Source organism: Methylobacterium currus, from assembly GCF_003058325.1.
In the GTDB taxonomy this organism is placed as follows: domain Bacteria; phylum Pseudomonadota; class Alphaproteobacteria; order Rhizobiales; family Beijerinckiaceae; genus Methylobacterium; species Methylobacterium currus.
In genome coordinates, this window is sequence record NZ_CP028843.1 from 5,556,297 (window position 1) to 5,580,175 (window position 23,879).

The 23,879-nt window shown below is 67.6% G+C and carries 19 protein-coding genes; 14 read left to right on the forward strand and 5 right to left on the reverse strand.

All coding sequences use genetic code 11. The features are described from left to right. Positions 1 to 31 precede the first annotated feature (31 nt). Positions 32 to 685, forward strand: a complete 654-nt coding sequence (locus DA075_RS25610; RefSeq protein WP_099955629.1) for a metallophosphoesterase family protein — start codon at positions 32 to 34, stop codon at positions 683 to 685. Positions 686 to 1,053: 368 nt separating this feature from the next. Here DA075_RS25610 and tkt read toward each other — a convergent pair whose 3' ends face one another. The 3 genes from tkt to DA075_RS25625 form a co-directional block, all read right to left on the reverse strand. Next, entirely contained in the window at positions 1,054 to 3,132 is a 2,079-nt protein-coding gene (gene tkt / locus DA075_RS25615; protein WP_099955630.1) for a transketolase, read from the reverse strand. 40 nt (positions 3,133 to 3,172) lie between these two features. Further along, positions 3,173 to 5,074 (reverse strand): glycoside hydrolase family 15 protein, encoded by a 1,902-nt coding sequence (locus DA075_RS25620; RefSeq protein WP_099955631.1) that lies wholly within the window; start codon positions 5,072 to 5,074, stop codon positions 3,173 to 3,175. An 83-nt stretch (positions 5,075 to 5,157) separates the two neighbouring features. Then, entirely contained in the window at positions 5,158 to 5,817 is a 660-nt protein-coding gene (locus tag DA075_RS25625; RefSeq protein WP_123834430.1) for a hypothetical protein, read from the reverse strand. 224 nt (positions 5,818 to 6,041) lie between these two features. Here DA075_RS25625 and DA075_RS25630 point away from each other — a divergent pair, with 224 nt between their 5' ends. Both DA075_RS25630 and DA075_RS25635 read left to right on the forward strand, forming a co-directional pair. Continuing rightward, positions 6,042 to 6,668, forward strand: coding sequence for an ANTAR domain-containing response regulator (locus DA075_RS25630; RefSeq protein WP_099955633.1), 627 nt, complete (start codon positions 6,042 to 6,044; stop codon positions 6,666 to 6,668). Then, the gene (locus DA075_RS25635; RefSeq protein ID WP_099955634.1) at positions 6,665 to 7,669 is read left to right on the forward strand and encodes a CmpA/NrtA family ABC transporter substrate-binding protein; all 1,005 of its coding nucleotides are present in this window, start codon (positions 6,665 to 6,667) and stop codon (positions 7,667 to 7,669) included. Before DA075_RS25630 ends, DA075_RS25635 begins: the two co-directional genes overlap by 4 nt. A gap of 147 nt (positions 7,670 to 7,816) precedes the next feature. Here DA075_RS25635 and DA075_RS37190 read toward each other — a convergent pair whose 3' ends face one another. Together DA075_RS37190 and DA075_RS37195 are read right to left on the reverse strand one after the other, a co-directional pair. Then, entirely contained in the window at positions 7,817 to 8,140 is a 324-nt protein-coding gene (locus DA075_RS37190) for an IS1 family transposase (RefSeq protein ID WP_053622179.1), read from the reverse strand. Next, positions 8,092 to 8,520 (reverse strand): IS1/IS1595 family N-terminal zinc-binding domain-containing protein, encoded by a 429-nt coding sequence (locus DA075_RS37195; protein WP_083461089.1) that lies wholly within the window; start codon positions 8,518 to 8,520, stop codon positions 8,092 to 8,094. Before DA075_RS37195 ends, DA075_RS37190 begins: the two co-directional genes overlap by 49 nt. A gap of 186 nt (positions 8,521 to 8,706) precedes the next feature. Here DA075_RS37195 and DA075_RS25645 point away from each other — a divergent pair, with 186 nt between their 5' ends. The 11 genes from DA075_RS25645 (at position 8,707) to cysG (ending at position 23,828) form a co-directional block, all read left to right on the forward strand. Then, complete coding sequence (locus DA075_RS25645) at positions 8,707 to 10,062, forward strand: AAA family ATPase (RefSeq protein WP_164712488.1); 1,356 nt, start codon at positions 8,707 to 8,709, stop codon at positions 10,060 to 10,062. Beyond that, positions 10,062 to 10,643, forward strand: coding sequence for a hypothetical protein (locus DA075_RS36105; RefSeq protein WP_123834432.1), 582 nt, complete (start codon positions 10,062 to 10,064; stop codon positions 10,641 to 10,643). Before DA075_RS25645 ends, DA075_RS36105 begins: the two co-directional genes overlap by 1 nt. A 547-nt stretch (positions 10,644 to 11,190) precedes the next feature. Further along, the gene (locus DA075_RS25650) at positions 11,191 to 12,477 is read left to right on the forward strand and encodes a CmpA/NrtA family ABC transporter substrate-binding protein (RefSeq protein WP_099955635.1); all 1,287 of its coding nucleotides are present in this window, start codon (positions 11,191 to 11,193) and stop codon (positions 12,475 to 12,477) included. Beyond that, positions 12,477 to 13,337 (forward strand): nitrate ABC transporter permease, encoded by an 861-nt coding sequence (ntrB, locus tag DA075_RS25655; protein ID WP_099955636.1) that lies wholly within the window; start codon positions 12,477 to 12,479, stop codon positions 13,335 to 13,337. The genes DA075_RS25650 and ntrB overlap by 1 nt, the downstream gene beginning before the upstream one ends. Positions 13,338 to 13,348: 11 nt before the next feature. Further along, a complete protein-coding gene (locus DA075_RS25660; RefSeq protein WP_099955637.1) occupies positions 13,349 to 14,143 on the forward strand; it encodes an ABC transporter ATP-binding protein in 795 nt (264 codons plus the stop codon). 4 nt (positions 14,144 to 14,147) lie between these two features. Continuing rightward, positions 14,148 to 15,365 carry an NAD(P)/FAD-dependent oxidoreductase gene (locus DA075_RS25665; RefSeq protein WP_099955638.1) on the forward strand — a complete coding sequence of 406 codons (1,218 nt, stop codon included), beginning with the start codon at positions 14,148 to 14,150 and terminating at the stop codon, positions 15,363 to 15,365. A gap of 11 nt (positions 15,366 to 15,376) precedes the next feature. Then, a complete protein-coding gene (locus tag DA075_RS25670) occupies positions 15,377 to 17,164 on the forward strand; it encodes a NirA family protein (protein ID WP_099955639.1) in 1,788 nt (595 codons plus the stop codon). Positions 17,165 to 17,353: 189 nt separating this feature from the next. Then, positions 17,354 to 18,967 (forward strand): sulfite reductase subunit alpha, encoded by a 1,614-nt coding sequence (locus DA075_RS25675; protein WP_099955640.1) that lies wholly within the window; start codon positions 17,354 to 17,356, stop codon positions 18,965 to 18,967. A 235-nt stretch (positions 18,968 to 19,202) separates the two neighbouring features. After that, entirely contained in the window at positions 19,203 to 19,508 is a 306-nt protein-coding gene (locus DA075_RS25680; RefSeq protein WP_099955641.1) for a helix-turn-helix domain-containing protein, read from the forward strand. Between the two features lie 90 nt (positions 19,509 to 19,598). Then, positions 19,599 to 22,295 (forward strand): nitrate reductase, encoded by a 2,697-nt coding sequence (locus tag DA075_RS25685; RefSeq protein ID WP_099955642.1) that lies wholly within the window; start codon positions 19,599 to 19,601, stop codon positions 22,293 to 22,295. Between the two features lie 54 nt (positions 22,296 to 22,349). Beyond that, positions 22,350 to 23,828, forward strand: a complete 1,479-nt coding sequence (gene cysG, locus DA075_RS25690) for a siroheme synthase CysG (RefSeq protein ID WP_099955643.1) — start codon at positions 22,350 to 22,352, stop codon at positions 23,826 to 23,828. Positions 23,829 to 23,879 lie beyond the last annotated feature (51 nt).

Genomic DNA, 23,879 nt, shown 5'->3' on the forward strand with positions numbered 1-23,879 from the left:
GGTGACCCCAGGACGGAGGCGAGGGCCGGCCATGCTCACCTACGCGATCGGCGACGTTCACGGCCGCGCCGACCTGCTCGCCCGCCTGCTCGACCGGATCGAGGAGCACCGCGCCGGACGGCTGCGCCGCCTGATCGTCCTCGGCGACGCCATTGACCGCGGACCCGACAGCGCCGGCGCGGTCGCGATCCTGCGGGACCTCCAGGACCGTGAACCCGGGACGGTGACCTGCCTGATGGGCAACCACGAGGCGATGCTGCTCGATGCGGTCGCCGGTGCGGATCGCGACCTGTGGAGGATCAACGGCGGGGGCGCGACGCTCGCTTCCTACGGCGTGACGCATCCGGGCGACCTGCCGACGGAGGTCGTCGCCTGGATCGCCGCCCTGCCGACCCTGCACGGCGACGCGCAGCGCTGGTACGTCCATGGCGGCCTCGACCCGGCGCGAGATGCGGAGGCGAGCGACCGCGAGACCCGTCTGTGGATGCGCGAGCCGTTCCTGTCGTCGGGCCACGATTTCGGCCGCCACGTCGTGCACGGCCACACCCCGACGCGGACCGGCCGGCCGGAGCTGCGGGCCCATCGCACCAATCTCGACACGGGTGCGGTGTATGGGGGCCCGCTCACCGCCGGCGTGTTCACCGACGATCGGGGGCCGCCCGTGGAGGTGCTGGCGGTGCGGTAGGGCTGAGGAGCGTGTCCGCTGCTCCCGAGGACGCTGGAACCCTCGCTGTCACCCCCGGGGCCGCGTGGCAGAACCCGGATCCATGACCGCTCGGGTTTTGCCCTGACGTTCCAGCAGGAGACGTGCGTCCCGCTTCGTCCGGCATCGTCAGCAGCGATGGATCCGGGGTTCTCGTCTTCGACGAGCCCCGGGTCGACGAGGAGGGTGTGATACCGCAGCGCCTTCGAACGGACTCGTTCGAAGGCGTTGGCTCAGCCCGAATGGGCGCCGGCGCTGATGCGCCGGACGCTTTCGCATCGACGTGTCGATGCGAAAGCGCGATGGTGTGAGGCCCGTTGGAGATACCGACGGGCTCCCGCATTCCTGGCTCAGCCCTTCTTCTTCGCCGCTTGAGCGCGCGCGGCCTCCAGCACCTTCTCCGGCGTGAAGCCGAACTTGGTCTGCAGGTCCTTGATCGGCGCCGAGGAGCCGAAGGTGTGCATCCCCAGGATCGTGCCGGTGCTGCCGGCATAGCGGTCCCAGCCGATCACCGAGCCCTGCTCGACCGCGACGCGGGCCGTCACCTCGGGCGGCAGCACGCTGTTGCGGTAGGCCTCGTCCTGCTGCTCGAACAGGTCCCAGGACGGCATCGACACCACCCGGGCCTTCACGCCCTCGGCCGTGAGGGCCTCGTAGGCGCCGAGGCAGAGCTGCACCTCGGAGCCGGTGCCGATCAGGATCACGTCCGGCTTCGGCTCGTCGGCCCCGGCCAGCACGTAGGCGCCCTTGGCGGTGCCGGAGGCCGGGGCGTACTTGTCCCGGTCGACCGTCGGCAGGGGCTGGCGGCTCAGCGCCAGCACCGCCGGCTGGTGCTTGAGCCGCATGATGACGCGATAGGCTTCCGCCACCTCGTTGGCGTCGGCCGGCCGGAAGGTGACGAGGCCGGGGATCGCCCGCAGGGCCAGCAGGTGCTCCACCGGCTGGTGGGTCGGCCCGTCCTCGCCCACGCCGATCGAGTCGTGGGTGAAGACGTGGAAGACCGGCAGCTCCATCAGGGCGGCGAGCCGGATCGGCGGGCGCATGTAGTCGGAGAAGACCAGGAAGGTGGCGCCGTAGGCGCGCAGGCCGACGAGGCCGAGGCCGTTGACGATCGAGCCCATCGCGTGCTCGCGCACGCCGAAATGGATGTTGCGCCCGCCGGGGGTGAACGGCCCGAGGGTGCCGGCCTCCGGGCTCTCGAGCTTGGTCTTGTTCGACGGCGCGAGATCGGCCGAGCCGCCGAGCAGCCACGGCACCCGGTTGGCGATGGCGTTGAGCACCTTGCCGGAGGATTCGCGGGTGGCGAGGCCCTTGGCGTCGGCCGGGAAGACCGGGATGTCGGCGTCCCACCCCTCCGGCAGCTCGCCGTCGAGGTACGTCGCGAGATCCTTGGCGAGGGCGGCGTCGCCCGCCTTCACCTCCTCGACCAGCGCCAGCCACTCCTCGCGCAGGGCCTTGCCGCGGGCGCCGATGCCCTGACGGAAATTGTCGTAGACGCCGTCCGGCACCAGGAACTGGGAATCCTCCGGCCAGCCATAGGCGCGCTTGGCGCCCTTGACCTCGTCGGGGCCGAGGGCGTCCGAATGGGCCTTCGGGGTGCCCTGCTTCGTCGGCGCGCCGTAGCCGATCACCGAGTTGACGATGATCAGCGTCGGGCGGTCACCCGATTGCAGGAAGGTCTCGAGGGCGTGGGAGACCGCCACCGTGTCGTTGGCGTCGGCGACGCGCAGGACCTGCCAGCCATAAGCCAGGAAACGGGCGGCGACCTCCTCGCTGAAGGCGAGGTCGGTATGGCCCTCGATGGTGATGGTGTTGTTGTCGTAGATCCAGCACAGGTTCGACAGGCGCAGGTGCCCGGCGATCGAGGCGGCCTCGGCCGAGACGCCCTCCATCAGGTCGCCGTCGCTGCACAGGGCATAGACGTTGTAGTCGAAGAGCGGACGGTCGCCATAGGCCAGGCGCTCGCCGAGGAAGCGGCCGCCCATCGCCATGCCGACCGAGTTCGCCACGCCCTGGCCGAGCGGCCCGGTGGTCACCTCGACGCCGGTGGTGAAGTGGTACTCGGGGTGGCCCGGGGTGCGGCTGTCGAGCTGGCGGAACGTCTTGATGTCCTCCAGGCTCACCGCCGGGGCGTTGCCGCCATCCTTCTCCGCCACCTCGGCGAGGTGGAGCAGGCTGTAGAGCAGCATCGAGGCGTGGCCGACCGACAGCACGAAGCGGTCGCGGTTGGGCCAGTGCGGGTTCGCGGGGTCGTAGCGGAGGTAGTGGTTCCACAGGGTGAAGGCGACCGGGGCGAGCCCGAGGGGGGCGCCGGCATGGCCCGAATTCGCCTTCTGCACCGCATCGATCGTCAGCGTGCGGATCGTGTCGATGCTGCGCTGGTCGATCTCGCTGGTGCCGGCCTTCGGCTTGGTGTCGGCTGCGCTCATCTCAGGGCCTCGTCGAGTGAAAGGGTCCGGGCCCCGCGCCTCACGACGCGGGGCCCTGAGCCGCCTGCGGGGGCATCACGGGCTGCACGCCCGGATGGCCCGACGGGTCGGAGTCTCCGCCGCGCTCCTTAGCGGGTCCGATCGTCCGACTGAAGTTCAGAAGCGTGTTGACGAGCGCGACATGGCTGAACGCCTGCGGAAAATTCCCGACCTGGCGCTTGCGCACCGGGTCGTACTCCTCCGCGAGGAGCCCGACATCGTTGCACAGGCCCAGCAGCCGCTCGATCAGGGCGCGGGCCTCGTCGCGCCGGCCGAGCCCGATCAGGTTGTCGGCGTACCAGAAGCTGCACGGCAGGAAGGCGCCCTCGCCGGCCGGCAGGCCGTCGGTGGTCTGGCCATGGGTGTCGTAGCGCAGGATGAAGCCCTCGTGCATCAGGTCGCGGCCGATCGCCTCGACGGTGCCGACGACCCGCGGGTCGTCCTGGGGCAGGAAGCCCATATGGGCGATGAGCAGCAGGCTCGCGTCGAGGTCCTTCGCGCCGTAATACTGCACGAAGCTGTTCAGCTCGGGGTCGAAGCCCTTCTCGCAGACCTCGCGGTGGATCAGGTCGCGGACGCCGCGCCAGCGCTGGACCGCCTCGCCGTCGCCGGCTTTCGGCTCGTCGGCCGCCTGGCCCCGGCGGGAGACTTGGTCCTCGTAGAACCGGATCGCCCGGTCGAAGGCGACCCAGGCCATCACCTTCGAGTGGACGAAGTGCTTGCGCCCGCCGCGCACCTCCCAGATGCCCTCGTCGGGCTCGCGCCAGACCCGCTCCAGGTGGTCGAGCAGGGCGCGCCCGACCCGCACGCCGGATTCGTCGGCCAGCATGCCGCGCTGATGGGCCTGGAACAGGGCGTCGAACAGCTCGCCGTAGACGTCGAGCTGGAATTGCTGGGCTGCGGCGTTGCCGACCCGCACGGGTCGCGAGCCCTCGTAGCCGGGCAGCCAGTCGAGCTCGATCTCGGGCAGCAGCCGCTCGCCGGCGATGCCGTAGAGGATGTGGGCCTGCTCGGGGCTGCCCGCCACCGCCCGGGTGAGCCAGTCGCGCCAGGCCCGGGCCTCGTCGATGTAGCCGGCATCCATCAGCGCCAGCAGCGTGAAGGTCGAATCGCGCAGCCAGCAGAACCGGTAATCCCAGTTGCGCACGCCGCCGATCTCCTCGGGCAGCGAGGTCGTGGGCGCCGCCACGATGCCGCCGGTCGGCCGGTAGATCAGCGCCTTCAGGGTCAGGAGCGAGCGGGTCAGCACCGCGTCCCAGGGCGTGCCGCCGTGGCAGCGCTGGCACCAGGAGCGCCACCAGGTGGTGGCGCTGGCCAGCATCTTGCGCGGCTCGATCGGGGCCGGATCCTCCTCGTGCGAGAGGCCGTAGCTCAGCACGAAGGCGACGCTCTGCCCGGCCTCGACGGTGAACTCGGACACCGTCGTCTGACCGACGCCCTTGAGCGGCGCACGGGTGCGCAGGACGAGCTTGTTCGGGCCGGCGATGGCCCGCAGGTCGTCGTTCTCGCTGCGCGACACCCAGGGGATGGCGGAGCCGTAATCGAAGCGCACCACCAGGTCCATGCGCATCGCCACCCGGCCGCGCAGGCCCTCGACGAGGCGCACCAGGTGGGTGCCGTCCTCGACCGGCATGTAGTCGATCACCCGCACCGCGCCCTCGGCGGTCTCGTGGGTGGTCTCCAGCACCAGCGTGTTGTCGCGGTAGCGCCGCGTGCTCGTCGCGTCGCCGGAGGGCGCGATGCGCCAGTGGCCGTGATCCGCGCGGGTGCCGAGCAGGGCCGCGAAACACGCCGAGGCGTCGAAGCGCGGCCAGCACAGCCAGTCCACGCTGCCGTCGCGCCCGATCAGCGCGGCGCTGCGCCCGTCGCCGACGAGCGCGTAATCCTCGATGAGCAACGCCATGATGCGTCCCGAACAGAGCCGTGACGCCGTTAGCTAGAGCGGCCTTCCTCCCGGGCCAACCCGAGCCTCGCCAGCCCGCGGGCTCAGCGCCGGCGGTCGATGAGGTCGATCATCGCCGCACCCGCATTGGTCATGCCGTCGCCGAGCGCCGCCATGGTCTGCGTCACCATCCGGCCGGTCGGCGCGAAGGGCAGCCAGGGGGCGGAATGCTCCGGCTCCGCCCCGGTGCTCGCCGTGCGGGTCGCCGGCGCCGGTTTCTCGACGGCCGGGTTCCGGACCTTGAGGTCGTCGGGCCGGGCCGGCGGGCGCAGGTCAGCGAGCGCCGGCACTGCCCGGGGACGCGGCGCGGCCGTGCGGCGCGGAGCCTTGCCCTCCTGCCTGACCTCGTGCCTGCCGCCCTGGCCGGTCTCCTGGCTCGGCAGCACCGGCATGGCCGCCTCGGCCGGCAGGCCGGCGATCAGCGGGAATTGCTGCTCGAACTCGAGCGGGTAGGGCGCACGCACCCGCCCGTCGCCCTCCGGGACGATGCGGAAGAGGTCGCTGCCTGGCGGCAGCGGCTGCATGGCGGCGACGTGGCCTTCCGGCGCCCGCGGCGGCGCCTCGCGCCAGTACAGCGAGCCCGCCGCGAGGCAGACCGCGACGCAGGCGGTGGGCAGGAGCGGCAGGTAGCCGCGCGAGGCACCGGGCAGGCTTCCGAGCGCGCTCGTCTCCGCCGGCTTGCGCATCCGCCCGTTCTGCCGCATCCGAACCTCCCGCTCGACCATGGCCGGAATGAAGCGCAGGTTTCGGGCCGAAGCGGGGCCGTTTCTTTGCGGTTTCGTGTCGATGGGCCGATCCGGGGCCGATCCGTACCCTCCGGGGGGTGCCGCGCGGGCCTGTCCCGGGGTAAGGAGTATCCCCGCCGCCTCGTCTCCGACCTGGGCCGAAAGCCGTCCCGGGCCCGATATTTGCGTGATCCGACGCCGACATGCCCGACCGCGCAACCCCCTCGGCCCCGCCCGCCCCGTCCTCCGGGGACAGCCTCGTCATCGCCGTCGTCGACCCGAGCCGCGCCCGGGCCGCGATCCTGGAGGAGGGCCTGCGCGCCGTCGAGGGCGCCCGGGTGGTGGTGATCCCCGACACCGCCGACCTCCTCGACCGGCTCTCCGCCCTCTCCCCCGACGTGGTGGTGATCCACCTCGAGAGCCCGAGCCGCGACCTCCTGGAGCAGATGTTCGGGGTCTCGCGCCTGGTGGAGCGCCCGGTGGCGATGTTCGTCGACCGCTCGGACGCGCCGATGATGCAGGCGGCGGTGGATGCCGGCATCTCGGCCTACATCGTCGACGGCCTGCGCGCCGAGCGGATCAAGCCGATCATCGAGATCGCGATTCTGCGCTTCAACGCCTTCGCGCGGCTCCAGCGCGAGCTCTCCGAGGCGCGGAGCGAGCTCGCCGACCGCAAGCTGATCGAGCGCGCCAAGGGTATCCTGATGAGCGCCAAGGGCCTGACCGAGGACGAGGCCTACAAGCAGCTCCGGCGCAAGGCCATGAACGAGAAGCGCAAGATCGTCGACATCGCCCGCGCCATCGTCACCGCCGCGGACCTGCTCGGATGAGGCTCCAGCTCGGCTATGTCCCGCTCACCGACGCCGCGGTGCTGATCGCCGCGGTGGAGCGCGGCTTCACGGCGGCGGAGGGGCTGGAGGTCGATCTCGTCGCCGAGCCGTCCTGGGCGACCCTGCGCGACCGCCTGGCGCTCGGCCTCCTCGACGGCGCCCACATGCTGGCGCCGCTGGCGCTCGCCTGCCACCTCGGCTTGAGCGGACCGCAGGCCCGCCTGATCGCGCCGGCGGCGCTCGCCCGCAACGGCAACGCCGTGACCCTGTCGCTGCCGCTCTGGCAGGCACTCGATGCCGCTTCCGACGCCTTGGCCGACATTGCCCGGGCCCTCGCCCGGGTGGCCGAGTCCCGCGCGGCCGAAGGCCGGCCGCTCACGCTCGCCACCGTGCATCCGTTCTCCAGCCACACCTACCAATGGCGGCGCCTCCTGGCGCTGGGCGGCAGCGCGCTTTCGGCGGTGCGCCTCGTCGTGGTGCCGCCGCCCCGCACCGTCGAGGCGCTGGAGCGCGGCCTGATCGACGGGTTCTGCGTCGGCGCGCCCTGGAGCACCGTCGCGGTCGAGGCCGGGGTCGGCCGCATCGCGGCTCTGGGCGCCACGATCGCACCGGACTGCCCGGAGAAGGTGCTGGCGCTCCCCGCCGACATGGAGGACCGGGCGGCGCCCCTGCTGCGCGCGGTGAAGCGCGCGGCGCGCTGGTGCGGCGAGCCGCAGAATCGCGAGGAACTGGCCGCGCTCCTCGGGAGCCCGCGCCATCTCGGGCTCGATCCGGCGCTGATCCTGCGCGGGCTCGCCGGGTCGCTGCGGCTCGCGCCGGGCGGGCCGGTCGTGGAGGTCGCGGATTACCTGGTGCTAGGCGAGGCAGAACTCACCCCCGATCCGGCGGCGCTCAGGTGGATATTTGAGGAGATGCTGGCAGCAGGTCAGGTTGGGCTGAAAGCCACACCGGTAGATGCAGCTGGATTATACCGGGGTGATTTATTGGCGGGCGATTCGTAGATACATTAAAGTAGATAGGTGCTAGCATAATTTTTAATATTAATGATATATATTTAATTGATAAATTTACTAGGCAATCTCGATTGATCATATTTCTCATATATATAAACCGTATGCAATAATAAAGAAGATGTTTGAGGGAGGGTTTTAGGTTAGCATAGAGAGCAGGTCGCTGATCCTGCAGTTTCCGGCGAAACGGGCGAAGAGGGCGAGGCTGACGTCCACCATGCGCTTGGCTTTCGAGACCACGATTGAGCGGCGTCGAAAGCGGGCGAGCCAATGCCGCTGCCGGGCGTTGTCCCGCTCGATGCTGTGGGTCTCGTCCTTGCCCGTATAGTGCTGCCCGATCGGCAACAGCGCGGTGTAGGCAGCGTAGGCGTCCGTGCAGTAGAGCCGGGTGCGCCAGCGCTGCAGCCGTTGGATCAGGCGCTCGCAGGTGGCCTTGTCACGACCGCCGCATTCCCAGTCCACCAACTGCCCTGAAGCACGATCCCAAGCTTTCCAGATCCAGAGCGGCTCGGACTTTTTTTCACATAGTGCCACATCTCATCAAGCTCGATCACCACCGCCCGGCCTTCCGGCTCGGGCTTGTGCGCGTAGGCGGCGGCGAACTGCTCCAGCCAAGCCTGGATCGTCGGTGTCGAGACACCGAGCAGCTTGGCGGTGCGGTTCATCGACAAGCCGCTGACATACAGCAGGACCGCGGTGGCCTTCATGGCCAGCGGCTTGCCGCGGGCGGGCGTGTCGGTGAAGTTCAGGCCACAGGCCTTGCACCGATACCGCTGCTTGGAGCGCATCAGCCCATTTTTGACGTGCTCCTCACTGCCACAACGCTTGCACTGCAGACCCATGACCCACCTCCCGCCGAATGCGCTCGGCGAGGAAGATAGGTCATCTATGCAGCCCTAAAACCCTCGTTTGAGGAGTTTCATGCTCAGATAGGGGCAGTTGTTGATGTTTTTATGTTCCGCTTGCGACAGCCGCACGATTGTACTATAATCCTAGTTCAACGTGGAGGATATAGTTGTGAGGATGCAATGCTAAGATCAATAGAATGTTCGGGGTTTAAATCGTTCGACAATTTTAATATAAACTTTAAGCCTGGATTAAATGTTATTGTAGGCCCAAATGGCAGTGGAAAAACTAATATTATATTATTTCTACAATTTCTTAGTTCTTTAAGAAGGTCACCCATTATTGAAGCAATCGGGCAAATAGGTGGCGCCGGCTCTGCATTCCGACGAGCAAAATTCACTACGGAAGACGAAATTGATTTCCGCATCGTCGGAAGCGGGATTTATAATACATTTGACGAAAGAAAAATATTTTCCGGAAATTATGATTATTCGGCAACGGTTAGCTTTTCTAAAAATGAGGGAACCATCATTTTTAAAAAGCAAAGACTAAAAACATTCATTGATAAAAACAATGATCCTGGGCTTTTTTCCCTTGGTGATCTGCCTCCTACTTTTGATGTCGAAACCAAAGTTGCTGAGGATGGGCAAGTAATTACAACAATTCATGCATTGAATCCTAATATGCTGAGATATTCGGCACGTAATGACGAGGAAGTTGGGAGGGCGCAGATAAAAGATGCCTCTGAGCATCTTTCCAAGACATATAGTATGTTGGGATATCTCGATAGAATTGTTGATAGTATAGATTTTCCAGGGCAGGATTTGCGCGGCGCTAGATCGTACAATATACTTCCATATAAAGTTAGAGAGCCCGAGGATATAGCAAATTCACCATTCATTGAGCCAGATGGCAGTGGTCTTGCGGCGACTCTATATGCTTTGCAAACTGAAGATATTTCTATTGCGAGAAGATATGCGCCTATCTATTATTCCAGGCCATCTTATGCGGATGCAGAATTGATGCGCAAGCAAATCATTGATTCTGGAAGATTGGTGAATGATGCTATAGTGGATATTAGAGTTCAGCCGGATCCATTTGAGAGCAAGCTAAGAATTACGGTTGATCTTGATTACGGAGAAAATTTAGTTCGCCTCCCGTTCAGCATGGTGTCTGACGGAACAGCTAAATGGTATGCTCTCGTTACAGCTGTTGTTACAAATCGGAGGCTGTTTGCAATCGAAGAGCCGGAAAATTTTTTGCACCCTCATATGCAATCTGAAATCATCAAGTTGCTGCGAAATCAATATTCTGCTAGCGTTTACAGTGACGAATACGAAGTCGATAAATTTGCTATTATAACTACTCATAGCGAGACAATTCTGAATAACTGTAAGCCAGATGAACTGATAATTGTGAATTTAGAGAATGGCCGAACAGTAACTCATAGAACGGAAAATAGCGATGATCTATCTAAGGAAATAAAAAGAACTGGATTCGGCTTGGGATACTACTATCTGGCGGGAGCTGTCGAGTGATGCCCATTGCATTTATTGTTGACGGAATATCCGAAAAACGCATCGTGCAGAAACTATGCTCAGGAGCCCAAGTTCGCACTACAGGCCTAAATGGTAGAGACGTTACGTTGGCGGCGATAGCTACAAAAGTTGAAAGTTTGATTAGACTTTTAAAAGATAGGTATTATCCTATATTTGTTGTGTTAGACAGGGAGAGTAGAGAGGACGGATCGGAATATATCGAATTGGAAATTAAGAAAATACTCGAAGAAAAAGGAATCTGCATTAATAATATCGTGGTATCATGTCCTGATAGGATGATAGAAAACTGGATTGTAGCGGGTACAACTCATTATGCTGGCGAAGTGTGCGACATCGCGCTGGATCGCGAAAGTCCAGACGGATTTGGCGGGAAAGGAGTTCTGAAAGAATTTTTACAAAAAAGAAAAGTGATATATGGTGAAACAACGGTCGGGGTAGAAATGTTCTGTGCCATGGATTTCGAAGCTGCAGCAAAGCGCAGTGAGAGTTGTAGAAGATTTTTAGTTGCGATTTCTCCGTATTGTCCGAAATTCGCTGGAAAAAGTTTTAGATGGATTTAGTTGCGTCTCTTTAGAGTCGAACCGCAGCGTGTGCTCATCCCATCGTAATGCTAGCGCAAAAGATATGAGGGGCCAGTGCACGCTGCGGTTTCAGATATATAAAATATTGTTTGATAATAATTATTATATATTAGTAAATATTTTGTGAATAGCGATGCGAAGTTAGTGATCTGAAGTGTAATTGCCCCGCAATTATCGAACACAGATTTTTGCTGCACTCAAGGCGACCGCCTATTTTCTAGCCATTCGCCAATCAATTGTGCATCGCATCAATTGTCGAGGAGGCGATTTGCCCTCGCAGGCCAAGCGGCGAATGATACCGATTTCAAGCACTTGAACCGCCCCCAAGCCAGTTGGCACGGAACCTGCTCCTCCTCTCACGTCCGTCAGCGTCGACGGGCACCGACCGTCAGCAAAGCCGCTGACCCGAGTTCCCCTGTGGGCCCCGTAACGCGCGGCCGGCGGAAGACCTTGGGTGGCGGTTTTTTGCGTTTCGGCACCGGAATCCGCGCCAGGGCGGCGCAGCGGCTTGAGGGCACGTCAATCGATGAGCAGCGTTGAGCACACCACGCGTCGCGGCCTCCTCAAGGGGGCGGCCGGCGCCCTGTCGCTGGCGGCGGCGAGCCGCGTCGCCTTGCCGGGCGGCGCCTTCGCGCAGGGGGCGGGCCCCGAGGTGAAGGGCGCCAAGCTCGGCTTCATCGCGCTCACCGACGCCGCTCCCCTCTTCGTGGCTAAAGAAAAGGGCATTTTCGCCAAGCACGGGATGCCCGACGTCGAGGTCCTGAAGCAGGCCTCCTGGGGCACCACCCGCGACAACCTGGTGCTGGGCTCGGAGGGCAACGGCATCGACGGCGCCCACATCCTGACCCCGATGCCCTACCTGATCAGCGCCGGCCGGGTGACGCAGAACAACGTGCCCGTCCCGATGTACATCCTGGCCCGTCTCAACCTCGCCGGGCAATGCATCTCGGTCGCCAAGGAGCATATGGGCGACAAGGTCGCCCTCGACGCCAAGCCGTTCCGGGCGGCGCTCGAGCGCAAGAAGGCGTCGGGTAAGTCGGTGAAGGCGGCGATGACCTTCCCAGGCGGCACCCACGACCTCTGGATCCGCTACTGGCTCGCCGCCGGCGGCATCGATCCCGACAGGGACATCGAGACCATCGTCGTGCCGCCGCCCCAGATGGTGGCGAACATGAAGGTCGGCACGATGGATTGCTTCTGCGTCTGCGAGCCGTGGAACGAGCAGCTGATCACGCAGGGCATCGGCTACACCGCCCTGACCACGGGCGAGTTGTGGAAGGACCATCCGGAGAAGGCGCTCGGCATGCGCGCCGCCTGGGTCGACAAGTACCCGAACGCCGCCAAGGCGCTCCTCGCCGCGGTGATGGAAGCGCAACAATGGTGCGACAAGCCGGAGAACCGCGACGAGCTCGCCGGCATCGTCGCCAAGCGCCAGTGGATCAACGTCCCGGCGAGCGACGTCGTGAAGCGGATGAAGGGCGAGTTCGATTACGGCGACGGCCGCAAGGTCGCGAACAGCCCGCACATCATGAAGTACTGGGCCGACAACGCCTCGTACCCGTTCAAGTCGCACGACCTGTGGTTCCTCACCGAGGACATCCGTTGGGGCAAGTTCGACGCCCAGACCGACACCAAGGCGCTGATCGAGAAGGTCAACCGCGAGGACATCTGGCGCGAGGTGGCCAAGGGCATGGGCGTCACGGCGCCTGCCTCGACCTCCCGCGGCAAGGAGACCTTCTTCGACGGCAAGGTCTTCGATCCGGCGGATCCGGCCGCCTACCTCGGCAGCCTCGGCATCAAGAAGGTGGCGTGATGGCCCTCGGAACCACCCTCGGGCGCGTCGTCGCCGCCAAGCGGGAGGGGGCGAAGGCTCCCCTCGTCACCCGCGCCGCCCTGAAAGGTCTGGCGCTCCGGATCGTGCCGCCGCTCGTCGTGCTGGCGGTCCTCCTGCTGCTCTGGGAAGTCCTGTGCGGGCGCCCCGGCGCCGGCCTGCCGCCGCCCTCCCGGGTCGTGAGCGAGGCCTGGGAGATCATCGCCCACCCGTTCTACGACAATGGCGGCACCGACAAGGGGCTGTTCTGGCACATCAGCGCCAGCCTCCAGCGCGTGGCGCTCGGCTTCACCCTGGCGGTCATTGCCGGCGTGATGCTGGGCACGCTGGTCGGCCAGTCCGAATGGGCGATGCGCGGGCTCGACCCGATCTTCCAGGTTCTGCGCACCATCCCGCCGCTCGCCTGGCTGCCGCTCTCGCTCGCGGCGTTCCGCGACGGCCAGCCCTCGGCGATCTTCGTGATCTTCATCACCTCGATCTGGCCGATCATCATCAACACCGCGGTCGGCATCCGCAACATCCCGCAGGATTACCGCAACGTCGCGGCGGTGCTGCGCCTCAACGCCTTCGAGTTCTTCGCCAAGGTGATGCTGCCGTCCGCCGCGCCGTACATCTTCACCGGTCTTCGCATCGGCGTCGGCCTGTCGTGGCTCGCCATCGTGGCGGCGGAGATGCTGATCGGCGGCGTCGGCATCGGCTTCTTCATCTGGGACGCCTGGAACTCCTCGCACATCAGCGAGATCATCGTGGCCCTGGTCTATGTCGGGGTGATCGGCTTCGTGCTCGACCGCCTCGTCGCCGGCCTCGGCCACCTCGTCACCCGCGGCACCGCCACGGCCTGAGGGAGCCCGTCATGACCCATCTCAGCCTCGAGCAGATCGGCATCAGCTTCACCCGGTCTGGGCGCACCACCGAGGTGCTGCGCGACGTCACCCTGAAGATCGAGAAGGGCGAGTTCGTCTCGCTGATCGGCCATTCCGGCTGCGGCAAGTCGACGGTGCTCAACATCGTGGCGGGCCTGCTCAGGGCCTCCACCGGCTGCGTCCTCCTCGACGGCAAGGAGGTGAACAGCCCCGGCCCGGAGCGCGCCGTGGTGTTCCAGAACCACTCGCTCCTGCCCTGGCTGACCGTGCGCGAGAACGTGGCGCTCGCGGTCGACAAGGTGCTGAGGTCGAAGAAGAGCCGGTCGGAGCGGCGCGACTGGATCGAGCACAACCTCGCGCTGGTCAACATGACCCACGCCGCCGAGAAGCGCCCGCACGAGATCTCCGGCGGCATGAAGCAGCGCGTCGGCATCGCCCGGGCGCTCGCCATGGAGCCGAAGGTCCTGCTGATGGACGAGCCGTTCGGCGCCCTCGACGCGCTGACCCGGGCGCATCTCCAGGACCAGCTGATGGAGATCCACCTGCGGCTCAAGAACACCGTCATCATGATCACCCACGACGTCGACGAGGCGGTGCTGCTCTCCGACCGGATCGTGATGATGACGAACGGTCCCTCGGCCACGATCGGCGAGGTCCTGTCCGTGCCGCTCGCCCGGCCGCGCAGGCGCCTCGAGCTGGTCGAGGACCCGACCTACACCCATGCCCGGGCCGAGGTGCTGGAATTCCTCTACGCCCGCCACGCCAAACCCGCGATCGCGGCCTGATCCCATGACCGAGCGTCTCGTCGTCATCGGCAACGGCATGGCCTCGCTCCGCTTCCTGGAGCGGCTGACCGAGGCGGCCCCCGGCCGCTTCGACGTCACCTGCGTCGGCGCCGAGCCGGTGGCGGCCTATAACCGGGTGCTCCTGTCCTCGCTGCTCGGCGGCGAGGTCGACGAGGCGGCCTGCACCTTCCGCGGCCTCGACTGGTACGCGGAGCACGGCATCACCCTGGTCACCGGCGCGCCCGCCACCGCGATCGATACCGCGGAGCGCATCGTGCGGGTCGGCGAGGGGCTGGTGCTTCCTTTCGACAAGCTCGTGCTGGCCGTCGGCTCGGTGCCGATCCGGTTGCCGAAACCCGGGATGGACCTGCCCGGCGTCATCACCTTCCGCGACCTCGCCGACGTGGCGGCGATCCGCCGGGCGGCGGTGGCGGGGGCGCGGGCGATCGTGATCGGCGGCGGCCTCCTCGGGCTCGAGGCGGCGGTCGGGCTGGCGCGGCTCGGCGTCGACACCACGCTCCTCCACGTCATGGACCGGCTGATGGAGCGCCAGCTCGACCACGCCGCCGCGGGTCTCGTCCGCGAGGCGATGGAGGCCCGCGGCGTCCGGGTGATGCTGAACGCCGACACCGCGGCCATCGAGGGCGACGGACGGGTCGAGCGCCTCCGCCTCGCCGACGGCACGGTGCTGCCGGCCGACCTCGTGGTGATGTCGGTCGGCGTGCGGCCGTCCACCGCGCTCGCCGCCGGCGCCGGGCTCGACATCGGCCGCGGCATCCGCGTCGACGACACGATGGCGACCTCGGTGCCGGGGATCTACGCGCTTGGCGAGTGCGCCGAGCATCGCGGCCAGACCTACGGCCTCGTCGAGCCGGCCTACGAGCAGGCCGAGGTGCTGGCCCGCCACCTCTGCGGGGCCGAGGCCGCTTACGCCGGCACCTCGCTCGCGACGAGCCTGAAGGTCTCCGGGCTGCCGGTCTTCTCCGCCGGCGCCGTCGACGTGCCGGACGGCGCCGAGGCCGTGACCTGGAGCGACCCCGCCGCGGGCCTCTACCGCAAGCTCGTGATCGACGGCGACCGCCTGATCGGCGCGGTCTTCGTCGGCGACGTCGCCGAGCAGGGCTGGTGCAAGACCCTGATCCGCACCGGCGACATCCTCGGCCCCGACGACCGGGACAACCTCATGTTCGGTCGTCCCACTCCCCAACCCCTCGCAGCGTGAAGGAGCCCGCGATGGCCGACGACTTCGACGCCGAGCAGAAGCGCTACCTCGAAGGCTTCTCCCACGGCATTGCCGCACTCCGCATGACCGGCGGCCTCGCCGGCGGGGGCACCGCGGCTGCCCCTGCCGCCGAGCCGACGGGGCCGGACGCGATCCACATCAAGGCTCAGGACCGCACCGTGAAGAACGGCGGCAAGCTCGCCGAGCAGGAGAAGTGGAAGCGGGCCGAGAACCCGTTCGACGGCCACAACCGGCTGATCGCCGAGGCCGAGACCGGCAAGGCGCCGAAGCCGGAGGACAATTTCCGCTGGCGCTATCACGGGCTGTTCTGGGTCGCCCCGGCCCAGAACTCCTATATGTGCCGCCTGCGGATTCCGAACGGCATCCTGCATCACTGGCAATTCGCCGGCATCGCCGACCTCGCCGACGCCCATGGCGGCGGCTACAGCCACGTCACCACCCGGGCGAACCTCCAGGTCCGCGAGATCGCGCCCGAGCACGGCCAGCCCTTCCTCGACGGGCTGGTCGATCTCGGTCTGACGGCCCGGGGCGCCGGCGCCGACAACATCCGCAACGTCACCGGCTCGCCGACCGCCGGCATCGACGCCCAGGAGCTTCTCGACACGCGCCCGCTCGCCAAGTCCTGGCACAACCACATCCTCAACGACCGCTCGCTCTTCGGCCTGCCGCGCAAGTTCAACGTCGCCTTCGACGGCGGCGGCGTGCTGCCGGTGCTGGAGGAGACCAACGACATCGGCTTCCAGGCGGTCGAGGTTCTGGAAGGCGCCGCCATCGAGCCCGGGATCTGGATGCGCCTCGTTCTCGGCGGCATCACCGGCCACCGCGACATCGCCCGCGACACCGGCGTGGTCTTGAGGCCGAAGGAGTGCAACGCCGTCGCCGACGCGATCCTGCGGGTCTTCATCGAGAACGGCGACCGCACCAACCGCAACAAGGCGCGGATGAAGTACGTCCTCGATGCCTGGGGCTACGACAAGTACCTCGCCGCGGTGGAGGAGAAGCTCGGGCGCAAGCTGGAGCGGGTCGACCCGGCCCACGTGAAGCCCCGCGGCGGCTTCGACCGCTACGCCCATGTCGGCGTGCATGCCCAGGTCCAGCCCGGCCTCAACTGGATCGGCGTGGTGCTCCCCGTGGGCAAGATGACCACCGACCAGATGCGGTCGCTCGCCGAGATCGCGCGCGCGTGCGGCGACGGCCAGATCCGCCTCACCGTCTGGCAGAACTTCCTGTTCTCCGGCGTGCCCGACGACAAGGTGGCGGAGGTCGAATCCCGCGTGGCGGCCCTCGGGCTCTCCACCAAGGCGTCGAGCATCCGCGCCGGCCTCGTCGCCTGCACCGGCAACCGCGGCTGCAAGTTCGCGGCCGCCGACACCAAGGGCCACGCGCTGCTCATCGCCGACCACGTCGAGGCGGCGGTGCCGGGGCTCGACGTGCCGGTCAACGTCCACCTCACCGGCTGCCACCATTCCTGCGCCCAGCACTATATCGGCGATATCGGGCTCATCGGCGCCAAGGTGGTGGTGAGCGAGGAGGGCGACACCGTCGAGGGCTACGACATCGTGGTCGGCGGCGGCTTCGGCGAGGCGGCCAAGATCGGCACCGAGATCTGGAAGGCCGTGAAGGCCGAGGAGTGCCCCGGCCGGGTCGAGACCCTGCTCACCGACTATCTCCGCCACCGCACCGGCCCGGAGGAGACTTTCCAGGCCTACACCGCCCGCCGCGGCCCCGAGGCGCTGAAGGCGCTCGTCGGCGAGCGGCTGCTGGAGGCGGCCGAGTAGAATGCAGCGTTCCCCCTCTCCCGAGTGGGAGAGCGGACGGGGGTGAGGGTGGCGACGGCTCAGGATGAGTCTCCGGCCGTCCCGCCGCCGGCACCCCGGTCGATGCCCAATCCGGAAGCGTCCCACCCTCACCCCCGTCCCCTCTCCCACCCGGGAGAGGGGGCCAGCGATCGATCCGGTAACCCCCCGATGACCCAGCACGTCGCTCCCCCGCTCGTCCTGATCCCCGAATCCGCCCCCTTCAATCCCGACCAGCGCGCCTGGCTGTCGGGCTACTTCGCGGCCCTGCTCGGGCCGGCCGTCGAGGGCGCGACTGCCCTCGGGGCCGGCGAGGCGCCCGGCGGTCCGGCGCTGGCCGACAACGGCGACGCGCCCTGGCACGACCCGTCGATGGTCCTCGACGACCGCATGACCTTGGCCAAGGATCGCTCCGAGCCGCAGAAGCTGATGGCCGCCATGGCCCAGCAGGATTGCGGCCAGTGCGGCTACAACTGCGCCGACTATGCCAACGCCATCTTCCTCAAGAAGGAGGAGCGCCTGAACCTCTGCCAGCCCGGCGGCAAGGAGACGCTCCGGATGCTGAAGAAGCTGGAGGCGGAGTTCGGCACCGCGGCGCCCGCCGGCGCTGCTGCTCCCGCTTCCGATGACGCTCCCAAGGTGGAGGCTCCCCTCGGCCCCTACGGCCTCTGCCGCGAGAACCCGGCCGAGGCGGTCTTCCTCTCCCGCCGCCGCCTCAACGCGCCGGGCGGCGAGAAGGAGACCTGGCACATCGAGATCGATCTGACCGGCACCGGCATCGACTACGTGGTCGGCGATTCGCTGGGCCTCTTCCCCGCCAACGCCCCGGCTCTGGCCGATGCGGTCATCGCCGAGCTCGGTGCCCGGCCGGAGCGGCTGATCACCACCAGGCTCGGCGAGAAGACCCTGCGCGATCATCTCCTGACCAATTACTCGCTCGGCGGCGCCCCCGACGGGCTCTTTCAGCTCCTCTCGCTCCTCACCTCCGGCGCGCAGCGCAAGAAGGCCCAGGCGCTCAGCGCCGGCGAGGACCCGGATGGCGACGCGGCCTATCTCGACGTGCTCGGCGCACTCCACAAGTTCCCGGGTGCGCGCCCCGACGCCGAGGTCTTCCTCGAAGCCCTCGATGAGTTGCAGCCGCGGCTCTACTCGATCTCGTCCTCGCCCAAGGCCGATCCGGGCCGGGTCTCGCTCACCGTCGACGCGGTGCGCTACAGCCACCGCTCGCGCCTGCGCCTCGGCGTCGCCTCGACCCATCTCGGCGAGCGCCTGGCCGAGACCGCCAAGGTGAAGGTCTACCTCCAGAAGGCCCACGGCTTCGGCCTGCCGGCAGATCAGGAGACCCCGGTCATCATGGTCGGCCCGGGCACCGGCATCGCCCCGTTCCGCGCCTTCCTGCGCGAGCGCGCCGCCGTCAAGGCGCCGGGCAAGAACTGGCTGTTCTTCGGCCACCAGCGCCAGGCCTCGGACTTCTTCTACCGCGACGAGCTCAACGGCCTGAAGGACCAGGGCGTGCTCACTCGCCTGTCGCTCGCCTGGTCGCGGGACGGGGGCGAGAAGACCTACGTCCAGGACCGGATGCGGGAGAACGGCCGCGAGCTGTGGCGCTGGCTGGAGGAGGGCGCCCACTTCTACGTCTGCGGCGACGCCAAGCGCATGGCCAAGGACGTCGAGCGCGCGATCATCGACGTGGCGGCGACCCATGGCGGCAAGAGCCCGGACGAGGCGGTGGCGTATCTGGCGGCGCTCAAGAAGGCGAACCGCTATCAGGCGGACGTGTATTGAGAGCGGTAGTCCCGGGAGTTCTCCCTCCCATCCGCGACCTCATCCCGAGATGCGAGCGTCGGCGAGCCTCGCGGGAGGCCTCCAGAATGCTTGGCGATCCCTGGAGGCCTCCTTCGAGGCTCCGCGATCGTTGATCGCTCCGCGCCTCAGGATGAGGTTGTGAGTAAAATTGTATAAAAACCGACCGAACATGCTCATATAGCGTGTACATTCAGTAATTTCATAGGTTGCGACCATGGTTTCCAATGTCATCGAGGACAATGACGATCGTCTCGCCGTGGCCGAGTTCCACCAGCGTCGCGCTGCCGGGGACGAAGAATGGATCCCGGCCCCGATCGTCGACCGTCTCCTCTCGGGCGAGAGCCGGGTCCGAGTCTGGCGCGAGCACCGCGGTCTGAACGCTGCGGCCCCCGCCGAGCAGGCCGGCCTCTCCCAGGCCTTCCTGTCGCAGATCGAGACCGGGAAGCGTGACGGCGCGATCGATACCTGTCGGAAGATCGCCGCCGTGCGCAACGTCAGCCTGGACGATCTCCTCGGATGATCGATGTGCCGCCGAGGTCGCTCGGCGGCTCGAACATTGCTTGTCTGCCCCAGGCCCCAAAACCGCCACACCCGGCGAAAGGCTCCCGCGATGAACCTGCACGTGCCGGCCCTCACGCCCGAGGCCGCCCCCGTCCGGACCACCTGCCCGTATTGCGGCGTCGGCTGCGGCGTGCTCGCCCGGCCGGACGGGCTCGGGGGTGCCAGCATCGCGGGCGATCCGCAGCACCCGGCGAATTTCGGCCGGCTATGCTCGAAGGGCTCGGCGCTCGGGGAAACCCTGTCCCTCGACGATCGGGTGCTGCATCCGGAGATCGCCGGGCGGCGCGCGACCTGGGACGAGGCGCTGGATGCCGTCGCCGAGGGCTTCCGGCGCACGATCGCGGCATACGGGCCGGACTCGGTGGCGTTCTACCTCTCGGGCCAGCTCCTGACCGAGGACTATTACGTCGCCAACAAGCTCGCGAAGGGCTTCATCGGCACGCCCCACGTCGACACCAATTCGCGCCTATGCATGTCGTCCTCGGTGGCGGCGCACCGCCGCGCCTTCGGCGCCGACACCGTGCCGGGCTGCTACGAGGACCTGGACGAGGCCGACCTCCTGGTGCTGGTCGGCTCCAACACCGCCTGGTGCCACCCGATCCTGTTCCGCCGCATGCTCGACGCGCGGGAGAAGCGCGGCACCAGGATCGTGGCGATCGATCCCCGCCGCACCCAGACCGGCGAGGAGGCCGACCTCTTCCTCGGAATCAAGCCCGGCACCGACACGGCCCTGTTCTCCGGGCTGCTGGTCCACCTCGCCGATGCAGGCGCCCTCGATCCGCGCTACATCGCCGAGCACACCGCCGGCTTCGAGCCGGCGCTCGAGCGCGCCCGCCAGATCGCCCCGACGACCGCGGCCACGGCCTCCGCGACCGGCCTGACCGAGGCCGAGGTCGCGACCTTCTTCGAGATGTTCCGCACCACGACGCGGGTCGTCACCGCCACCTCGCAGGGGGTGAACCAGTCGGCGCAGGGTACCGACAAGGCCAACGCGATCATCAATTGCCATCTCGCCACCGGCCGCATCGGCAAGGCAGGAATGGGGCCGTTCTCGCTCACCGGCCAGCCCAACGCCATGGGCGGGCGCGAGGTCGGCGGGCTCGCCAACATGCTGGCGGCGCACATGCACTTCACCCCCGAGGAGGTGGACCTGGTGCGCCGGTTCTGGAACGCGCCGAACATCATCACCGGCGAGGGCCTGAAGGCGGTGCAGCTCTTCGAGGCGATCGAGCGCGGCAAGATCAAGGCCCTCTGGGTGATGGGCACCAACCCCGCCGTCTCGATGCCCCGGGCCGACCGGGTGCGGGCGGCGCTCCAGACACTCGACACCTACGTGGTCTCCGAGGTGGTGGCGAACACCGACACGGTGCGGGCGCGCAACGCGATCCTGCTGCCGGCGCTCGCCTGGGGCGAGAAGGACGGCACGGTGACCAATTCCGAGCGCCGGATCTCGCGCCAGCGCGCCTTCCTGAAAGCGCCGGGCGAGGCGCGGGCCGATTGGTGGATCATGGCGCAGGTCGGCAAGCGCCTCGGCCACGCCAAGGCGTTCGCCTGGGGCAACGCGGCGGCGGTGTTCCGCGAGCACGCCGCCCTGTCGGAGTTCGAGAACCGCGGCAGCCGCGACTTCGACCTCGGCGGCCTCGCCGACATCACGGATGCCGCCTACGACGCGGCGGTGCCGGTGCAATGGCCGCTGACCCGCAAAGGCAAGGCGCCCCAGGCGCGCTTCTTTGCCAATGGCGGCTTCTTTACCCGCGACCGCAAGGCCCGCTTCGTGGCGGTGCAGAAACCGGCACTGGCGCAAGCCACCAGCGACGCGCTGCCCTTGCGCCTCAATACCGGCCGGGTGCGCGACCACTGGCACACGCTGACCCGCACGGGGAAGAGTCCGCGTCTCTCCGCGCACCGGGCGGTGCCCTTCTGCGAGATCCACCCCGACGACGCAGCGGCGGCCGGGCTCGCCGACGGCGACCTCGCCCGGGTCCGCACCGCCCACGGCGCGGCGGTGCTGGAGGTGATGGTGACGCCCGGCGCCCAACCCGGCGTTCTCTTCGCCCCGATGCACTGGAGCGAGGCCAACACCTCGGACGGGCGGGTCGGGGCCCTCGCCCAGGGGGCGGTGGACCCGGTCTCGGGGCAGCCCGAGCTGAAGGCGACCCCGGCCTCGATCGCCCCCGAGCCCTACCGCTCCCGCGGCTACCTCATCACCCGCGAGGCGGTGGCCGCGCCCTTCGGCTGGTGGTGGGCCCGGGCGAGCCTGGAGGGCGCGACCGGCCTGATCTTCGCCGCCCAGGACGGCGTGCCCGAGGCCGCCGCGCTGATGCGCGAGCTGTTTCCCGGTGCCATGGTCAGCGAGTACGCCGACCCGGCCCGCGGCCGCTACCGCGCCGCCGCCTTCCGCGACGGGCAACTCCTCGGCGTGCTGGCGCTCGCGCCCGCCGCCGAGCGCCCGACCTGGGATGCCGCGAAGGCGTTCTTCCGCACCCAGGAACTCCTGGAGCCATCCGCGCGCAGGGCGCTCATCTCGGGGCGGGCCGAGAGCGCCGGCGCCGGGCCGCTCATCTGCGCCTGCCACAATGTCGGCCTCGACGCGATCCGGGCGGCGATCAAGGGCGGGGCGCACGGGGTCGAGGCGGTGGGCGCCGTGTGCCGGGCCGGCACCAATTGCGGCTCGTGCATCCCTGAGATCCGCAAGCTGCTGGCGGCCGAACTCAAGGCCGGGGAACTTGCACCGGCTTCCGCATAGGCGCATCTGATGGCCCAGGATTTCCCTCGACTCGTGTCAGACTCTCACCGTCCCATGCGTACCCCCCGCTCTCCCCGCGAGACCCGCTCCCCGGGCCTCGAGCCCCTGGCCGTGCTCCCGGTCTTCGTCACGCTCACGGGCAAGCGCGCGGTGCTGGCCGGCGCCAATGGCGGCGCGGCCTGGAAGGTGAAGCTGCTCGCCGCCGCCGGCGCCCATGTCGACGTGTTCGCGCCCGAACCCACCGAGGAGATGCGCGGCGCCCCCGCCGAGGCCGTCGCCGGCAGGGTGGTGCTGCACGAGCGCGACTGGTCGCCGGCCGATCTCGTGGGGGCGGCCTTCGCCATCGCGGCCTTCGAGGACGAGGGCGAGTGCGAGTGCTTCGTCGGCGCGGCGCGCGCGGCGGGCGCCATCGTCAACGCCATCGACCGGCCGCATCTCTGCGACGTCTCGTTCGGCGCCATCGTGAACCGCTCGCCCCTGGTGGTCGGCATCTCGACCGAGGGCGCCGCCCCGGTCTTCGGCCAGACCGTGCGGGCCCGCATCGAGGCGATGCTGCCGGCGGGCTTCAAGGCCTGGGTCGCGGCGGCCCGCGACTGGCGCGCCGAGGTCAGCGCCCGCTACCACGCCTTCGGCGAGCGCCGCGCCTTCTGGGAGCGCTTCACCGACAAGGCTTTCGCCGAGCCCGAGAGGACGCCGGCGAGGTCCGACCTCGACGCGCTGCTGGCCGAGAGCGACGCCGCGCCCTCCGGCGGCAGCGTGGTCCTGGTCGGCGCCGGCCCGGGCGACGCCGAGCTCCTGACCCTCAAGGCCCTGCGGGCCCTGCGCAGCGCCGATGTGATCCTGTACGACGACCTCGTCGCGCCGGAGATCCTCGACTACGCCCGGCGCGAGGCCCGCACGATGCTGGTCGGCAAGACCGGCCACGGCCCGTCCTGCCGCCAGGACGACATCAACGCCCTGATGGTCTCGCTGGCGGGGAGCGGCAAGCGGGTGGTCCGGCTCAAGTCCGGCGACCCTCTGGTCTTCGGCCGCGCCGGCGAGGAGATCGACGCCTGCCGGCAAGCCGGCATCCCCGTCACGGTGGTGCCCGGCGTCACGGCAGCGCAGGGAGCGGCAGCCTCGCTCGGCATCTCGCTCACCCACCGCGATGCGGCACGCCGCCTGCAATACGTCACCGGGCACGACCGCCGCGGCGCCCTGCCGGACGACCTGAACTGGAAGGCGCTGGCCGATCCCACCGTCACCACGGTGGTCTACATGCCAAAGCGAACCCTGCGGACCCTGCTGGCCCGGGCCGTGTCCGAGGGCCTGCCGCCCGCGACCCCGGCGCTCGTGGTGTTCAACGCCACGCGGCCCGATCAGGCGGTGGTGCGGGCTGAGGCCCGCGACCTCGCCGACAGCGTCGAGGCGGCCGGGTTCGACGGGCCGGCGATCGTGATGGTGGGGGATGCGCTGGGGCGGGGCGTGCCGGCGGAACTCGGTTCCGTCATCCCGCACGAGGTTCTGGAAGCGGCGGAGCGGGCGAGCGTCTGAGCCGCCCGATCCCGATTTTCTGACTGCGCCTGTCCCCTCCCGAGACTGCCG

What these genes read in the sequence shown, in the direction of transcription:
- ntrB (WP_099955636.1), top strand. Translation starts at nt 12,477, where the DNA reads ATGGCCCTCGGAACCACCCTCGGGCGCGTCGTCGCCGCCAAGCGGGAG.
- DA075_RS25670 (WP_099955639.1), top strand. Translation starts at nt 15,377, where the DNA reads ATGGCCGACGACTTCGACGCCGAGCAGAAGCGCTACCTCGAAGGCTTC.
- DA075_RS25645 (WP_164712488.1), top strand. Translation starts at nt 8,707, where the DNA reads ATGCTAAGATCAATAGAATGTTCGGGGTTTAAATCGTTCGACAATTTT.
- DA075_RS25675 (WP_099955640.1), top strand. Translation starts at nt 17,354, where the DNA reads ATGACCCAGCACGTCGCTCCCCCGCTCGTCCTGATCCCCGAATCCGCC.
- DA075_RS25680 (WP_099955641.1), top strand. Translation starts at nt 19,203, where the DNA reads ATGGTTTCCAATGTCATCGAGGACAATGACGATCGTCTCGCCGTGGCC.
- DA075_RS37195 (WP_083461089.1), bottom strand. Translation starts at nt 8,520, where the DNA reads ATGGGTCTGCAGTGCAAGCGTTGTGGCAGTGAGGAGCACGTCAAAAAT.
- DA075_RS25625 (WP_123834430.1), bottom strand. Translation starts at nt 5,817, where the DNA reads ATGCGGCAGAACGGGCGGATGCGCAAGCCGGCGGAGACGAGCGCGCTC.
- DA075_RS25685 (WP_099955642.1), top strand. Translation starts at nt 19,599, where the DNA reads ATGAACCTGCACGTGCCGGCCCTCACGCCCGAGGCCGCCCCCGTCCGG.
- DA075_RS25610 (WP_099955629.1), top strand. Translation starts at nt 32, where the DNA reads ATGCTCACCTACGCGATCGGCGACGTTCACGGCCGCGCCGACCTGCTC.
- DA075_RS25660 (WP_099955637.1), top strand. Translation starts at nt 13,349, where the DNA reads ATGACCCATCTCAGCCTCGAGCAGATCGGCATCAGCTTCACCCGGTCT.
- tkt (WP_099955630.1), bottom strand. Translation starts at nt 3,132, where the DNA reads ATGAGCGCAGCCGACACCAAGCCGAAGGCCGGCACCAGCGAGATCGAC.
- DA075_RS25620 (WP_099955631.1), bottom strand. Translation starts at nt 5,074, where the DNA reads ATGGCGTTGCTCATCGAGGATTACGCGCTCGTCGGCGACGGGCGCAGC.
- DA075_RS36105 (WP_123834432.1), top strand. Translation starts at nt 10,062, where the DNA reads ATGCCCATTGCATTTATTGTTGACGGAATATCCGAAAAACGCATCGTG.
- DA075_RS25665 (WP_099955638.1), top strand. Translation starts at nt 14,148, where the DNA reads ATGACCGAGCGTCTCGTCGTCATCGGCAACGGCATGGCCTCGCTCCGC.
- cysG (WP_099955643.1), top strand. Translation starts at nt 22,350, where the DNA reads ATGCGTACCCCCCGCTCTCCCCGCGAGACCCGCTCCCCGGGCCTCGAG.
- DA075_RS25635 (WP_099955634.1), top strand. Translation starts at nt 6,665, where the DNA reads ATGAGGCTCCAGCTCGGCTATGTCCCGCTCACCGACGCCGCGGTGCTG.
- DA075_RS25650 (WP_099955635.1), top strand. Translation starts at nt 11,191, where the DNA reads ATGAGCAGCGTTGAGCACACCACGCGTCGCGGCCTCCTCAAGGGGGCG.
- DA075_RS25630 (WP_099955633.1), top strand. Translation starts at nt 6,042, where the DNA reads ATGCCCGACCGCGCAACCCCCTCGGCCCCGCCCGCCCCGTCCTCCGGG.